Genomic DNA, 1960 nt, shown 5'->3' with positions numbered 1-1960 from the left:
GAGAGCTGTGATGGAGGAGAAGCCCGACTGGCGTTCGGAGAGTTACGCCAAAGCCTTCGAAGCACACGACCGTGTGGACTTCGCGCAGGAATTCCTGCGCCGCAATCCTGACTATCGCAACCAATATGCTCGTGCCATCGACGCAGCGCCCATAGCGCGCAAACGTCTGGCCAAGCACTGGGGGTTGGTCTTTCGCGGCCGACCCTGATCATACCGCCACGCAATGCCCCGCCATCTGGTCCCCTTCCGCATCCGCTACAATCATCCGGCTGCAACCGGATCCAGCCATGACCGGCAGCTTCAATAAGCTTACCGCTGGCAAAGGTGCGACGGTCATCGGCAGCCATATCGCCGATCAAGCGTCCCATCTGGTGCTGACATCGAGCGGACGACGCTATCGGCTGACTATCCCAACAGGAGCATCCGATACTGACCCGCTCACCTATATTCTGCCTGCGGACACGTTTTGGGAACTGCGCAGGACCGCAATGTCGGCTTTCCATGAACATGTTCATCTTGGTCGGCTGCGTCAGCGACCAGTTTCCCTCGACCCGGGGCCATCCGAACGCTGGCGTTTGGTGCAATGGTTGAGGCTGCTCGATGCATTGCCTGAAGGTGTCAGCGCACGTGAACTTGCAGTTGACCTTATTGCCCGCGATGCGCGCCACTACTCCGCAGCTGAATGGGATGGCTCAAGCGAGCGCAAGCGGATTGGCCGCTGGCACCGCCACGCGCTCGCAGTTCGCGATAGCGGCTACCGTCGTCTGTTGAACGGCATCTGATCGGGACATTCCAAACAGTCGCGATATGTCCGTTCACCCAATTCCCTGAAAATCCGATCTCTCGCCTCCTGCTCGCCGGTCCAACCCCGTGTGTCCGGCACTTCATAGGAGGATCGTCATGGATGGAGAATTTGTACCCGTCGTTCCGCGCTACGTCCGAACGCCAGACGCAGCCGTTCACCTTGGGCTTTCCGCTCGCACGCTGGAGAAGCATCGGTGCTACGGCACAGGGCCAGCCTTTCACAAGCTGGGGCGCCGTATCGTCTATGCCATCGCTGATCTGGACGCCTGGGCACAGAATGGGCGCCGCAACTCGACGTCGGATCCCGGAAAAGGCATCTGTCTATCCGCCCGGCCGGTACGCCGCTGATGCAAGCTTTCGGCACCGCAGCGCAGCTTGAGCTGTTCCGCTCCGCCCCAGGCGAGATTGCAGCACGGGACGCGCAAGATCTCATGGCGTGGCCATTCTTCAGTCTCGCCAAATCAAAGCGCTGCACACCTATCGATTTTACGATGGGCGCGACGTGGATTTCAGTCGAGGCCGTGCCGGAGCATGGCATGGCAACCATCTGGGACGCCGACATCCTGATCTGGGCGGCTAGCCAGCTCGTCGAGGCCCGCGATGCAGGAAGACCCACCTCGCGCCTCATTGCGGCTCGACCGCACGAAATCCTGACCTTCATCGGGCGCGGGACTGGCAAGGACCATTATGAGCGCCTGCGCGCGGCGCTTGACCGGCTGCAATCCACCACCGTTGCAACGTCAATCCGGCAACAGCATCAACGCCGCCGCCACCGCTTCTCTTGGATCAACGAATGGCGGGAAACACTGGACGACCATGGTCGGGCGACCGGCATCGAGATGATCCTGCCAGACTGGTTCTATGCAGGCGTGCTCGACAGAGGGCTGATCCTGACCATCGACCGGGCCTATTTCAGCCTGACTGGGGGCGTCGAGCGCTGGCTTTACCGGATTGTGCGCAAGCATGGCGGCCATCAGCGCGGTGGCTGGAGCTTCGACGTTCCGCACCTGCATCTCAAATCAGGCGCGCTCTCGCCGCTCAAGCAATTCGCGTTCGAGCTGCGCACGATCGTCCGGCAGCAGTCGCTTCCGGGCTACCATTTGAGCCTCGAGCACAGCTTCGGCCGCGAGCGGCTGATTTTCAAACCCATCCCCGT

At 61.2% G+C, this 1960-nt stretch carries 4 protein-coding genes; all 4 read left to right on the top strand.

The features are described from left to right. Positions 1-208, top strand: a 208-nt coding sequence (locus AC2VNK_RS06250; protein ID WP_486883200.1) for a transcriptional regulator domain-containing protein, incomplete at its 5' end; no start/stop codon positions are given. Positions 209-287: 79 nt separating this feature from the next. Further along, positions 288-782, top strand: coding sequence for a DUF2285 domain-containing protein (locus AC2VNK_RS06245; protein ID WP_486883199.1), 495 nt, complete (start codon positions 288-290; stop codon positions 780-782). Between the two features lie 118 nt (positions 783-900). After that, the gene (locus AC2VNK_RS06240; RefSeq protein WP_081097054.1) at positions 901-1152 is read left to right on the top strand and encodes a helix-turn-helix transcriptional regulator; all 252 of its coding nucleotides are present in this window, start codon (positions 901-903) and stop codon (positions 1150-1152) included. Further along, a partial coding sequence (locus AC2VNK_RS06235; RefSeq protein WP_486883198.1) for a replication initiator protein A occupies positions 1152-1960 on the top strand: 809 nt, incomplete at its 3' end. The genes AC2VNK_RS06240 and AC2VNK_RS06235, both read left to right, overlap by 1 nt.

It is taken from the genome of Acidithiobacillus sp. TH-A35, assembly GCF_057473505.1.
The sequence above is the reverse complement of the archived record's forward strand: the minus strand, read 5'-3'. Positions and strand labels throughout refer to the sequence as shown.

Excerpts from the sequence above, each read along its gene's own strand:
- AC2VNK_RS06245 (WP_486883199.1), top strand. The coding sequence starts at position 288 with ATGACCGGCAGCTTCAATAAGCTTACCGCTGGCAAAGGTGCGACGGTC.
- AC2VNK_RS06240 (WP_081097054.1), top strand. The coding sequence starts at position 901 with ATGGATGGAGAATTTGTACCCGTCGTTCCGCGCTACGTCCGAACGCCA.